This window comes from Kitasatospora sp. NPDC101447, assembly GCF_044767225.1.
GTDB lineage: Bacteria > Actinomycetota > Actinomycetes > Streptomycetales > Streptomycetaceae > Kitasatospora.
In genome coordinates this window covers 1-2,883 of record NZ_JBIWNL010000047.1, presented here as the reverse complement: position 1 = coordinate 2,883, position 2,883 = coordinate 1, and the positions used below count along the sequence as shown (strand labels likewise).

1 protein-coding gene and 1 pseudogene are annotated in these 2,883 nt (G+C 73.5%); one reads left to right on the top strand and one right to left on the bottom strand.

The genetic code is table 11. The features are described from left to right. Positions 1-140: 140 nt before the first annotated feature. Positions 141-779: a hypothetical protein gene (locus tag ACIRST_RS37655; protein ID WP_402808385.1), complete on the bottom strand. Its 639-nt coding sequence runs from the start codon at positions 777-779 to the stop codon at positions 141-143. A gap of 992 nt (positions 780-1,771) precedes the next feature. Here ACIRST_RS37655 and ACIRST_RS37650 point away from each other — a divergent pair. Continuing rightward, a pseudogene (locus tag ACIRST_RS37650) lies at positions 1,772-2,671 on the top strand (transposase family protein). Positions 2,672-2,883: the final 212 nt, after the last annotated feature.

Genomic DNA, 2,883 nt, shown 5'->3' with positions numbered 1-2,883 from the left:
CGCCCCCCCATTGGGGGCGCCCCCGGGGGCGGCGGGGGCGGGGGGGGGGGGGGGGGGGGGGCCCGGGCGGGGGCGGCCCGCTCGCCCCATGGGGGCCCCCCGGGTTGGGGGGGGCCCCCACTTCGGCTTCTCGGGGCCGGTCACTCGATCCGGATCCGGTTGATGTGCCAGCCTCCGGCCGGAGGAGGGCTGCGGTGGATGCGGTGGCAGGCCTGAGTTCGGCCACCCACCAGGGCAGAGGGGGCCGGTGCGCCCACCCCCCAGTGGAGGATCGTCTGCTCGGCCTGGTCCGCGAGGGCTCTGGCGGGACGACGATCGCTGGTAGCCCACAGCCCGTCCGGGCGGACGTAGACGGCGTGGTCGCCGTCGACCAGCGCAAGGGTCTGCTCCCACTGGAGCTGCCCCTCCACCCTGGCGACGGCGACGTGGCGGGGATGGTGCACGGCCAAGTACGCCCACAGGTCGGCCCACTGGTCTTTGCGCAGGGCGGGGATCGCGCTCAGGCGCCGCGTGCCCGGATCGGGGGCCGGAAGGTGGGGGCGGGTCGTGGGGGTGTCGCCGCCGTCGGGGTACAGCAGGCCGTCCCCGGGCGCAGGCCAGTGATTCTCCCCCGCGGTGAGCAGCCGGGCTCGCATGCCGGAGGCGTGGTTCTCTGCGACGACCCAGGGGTGCCGGCCGCCAAAGGCGAGGGGGACGGCCAGGGCTCCGCCCTTGGCCAGCTGCGTGAGCCAGGCGCGGGGGATGCCCCGGACCGGGAAGGGCGGAGACGACCAGGTCATAGGGGCCCTGGTCTGGTCGGCCGTGGGTGGGGTCTCCGATGTGGACATCGACGAGGCCGAGGTTGCGGCCTCGGGGTCCGAGCGGGGCGCGCACGCTTTCGACGCTGGCGCGGTCCGGTTGGCTGGAGAAGAAGGGGGTGTCGCCGCTCAGGTCGGTGAGGTTGCGGGTGATGCCGCTGTTGGGGCCGATCTGGAGGATGCGCGCGCCGGGGACGACCTGCCTGGTGGGGAGCGGGGGCAGCGTGCCCGCCTCGGGCGCGGGGGGTGCGAGGAGTTGGTGGTCGGGGGTGGGCGAGTCGCTCATGTCCTCAGGTCCTGGTCGGGGCGCGCCGGTGGTGCGGCGCCGGGTACGGAGATGGGCGGTACTGCTCCGGCCGGGCCGGGGGCTGCCGGGTTGTCGGCGGTGCGGGTGCCCTTGGTCGCCGGGTGCCGTCAGTCGGGGGTGTCGACATAGGGGGCGCCGCCGGGCGGAGTGCCGGTCACGGCCGGCGCTCCGCCCGTTCGTGTGCCTCGGCCCGCCGGAGTACCAGGCGCCTGGCGGCCGCGGTGCGGCTCCGGACCAGGGCCGCCCGGCGAACTGCCCGGGGCAGCTCGGGACTGGCTGGCAGAAGCGGCCAGTGGACGGTGCTGGACGCGCAGCGGGGTGCCGTTGTTGAGCGCGAAGCAGGCTCGGCGGAAGGCGGCGTTGTCGGTGAAGGCTTCCAGGTGGCCCTGCCAGGGGCGGTCGATCGGGTGCCCCCGGCGCGCAGCAGGCGGCCCAGCCAGCGCAGGGCCTGGCCCGGGGTGGGGTGGTGGCTGACGTGGCGCCGCAGGGCGCGGCGGGCGCCGACGAGGTTGGTGCTGGTGTAGGTGGCCGTGAAGCGGGCGGCTGGCACGGGGTCCTCGGGGTGGTGGTGGCCGAGTGCGACTTACGAGCTGGTGCGTGATTGCGGCGGGTTGGGCTTGATCGGCTGGCGCGGCATGATCTTCCTCTGTGCCGATCATGGTGAACCGTGCGGTCCCATCGGGCGCTGACCGGTGTCTCACGTGGGCATCTGGCGGATCTGGTTGTTGAGCTCGCCGCGCCGTGGCAGGCGGCGGTCGAGGGCAGGCGACACGTGGTCCGGGGTGGTGTGCGGCGGCGGGCTGCGGGTGCGGGTGCCAAGCACCGGCTGGTGTTCACCGAGCGGGTGACCGCCACGCTGATCCACCTGCGGCACGACCTTCCACACGCGGTCCTGGGCCTGCTGTTCGGCGTCGACCGCTCCACAATCACCCGGGCCGTCGCCGAGATCCGCGGCCTGCTCGCACGCCGCGGCTTCGCGGTGCCGGACCGCCCCGGGATCCGTCTGCGGACCCTGGCGGACGTGTTCGCCTACGCGCAGGCCGAGGGCGTGGTCCTGCGGCTGGACGCCACCTAGGTCCAGGTCCGACGGCCCGCAGCCGGCCGCGGCGGACGGCGGGCCTACGTCTCCGGCAAGAAGAAGCAGAACACCATGAAGGCCACCATCGTCGCCGACAGCCGGGGCCGAACCCTGTGGGCCGGCAACCTCCGCCCGGGACGCATGCACGACGCCACCGCCATCCGCGGTGAAGGCATCGACGACCTCTTCCACCGGTTCCCCGACATTCAAGTCCTGCTCGATGACGGCTACTTGGGCCTCCGGCGCGACCACCCCGGCCAGGCAGTCACTCCACCGCGGAAGGCGAACAAGATCTGCCCGCCGGAAGTCCACGAGGCACGCGAGCAGGCCCGCCACCAGCATTCATCCCAGCGCATACCGGTCGAACACGCCCTCGCCGACCACAAGCGCCGGAAAGGCCTGGCCCGCTGGACCCACCGCCGCGACACGCTCCCGGAGACCTACCTTGCCATCGCCGGCCTCGTCTCCGACCGCACCGCCACCGCCTGAACAAGGTCCCAGCTCGGCCGGCACCATCCCCGCCGCAATCACGCACCAGCTCGTTACTGATCGTTTCAGAATGAGTTGAGCGCGGGTCTTGCGCTCGACGATCTTGGTCGGCAGAGTGTCCGAGTGCGTGTTGATCTTGTTCCGGAAGACCTGTGGGAGCGCGTTGCTCCGCTGCTGCCACCCGCTCCCGAACGGCGACACCGCCACCCTGG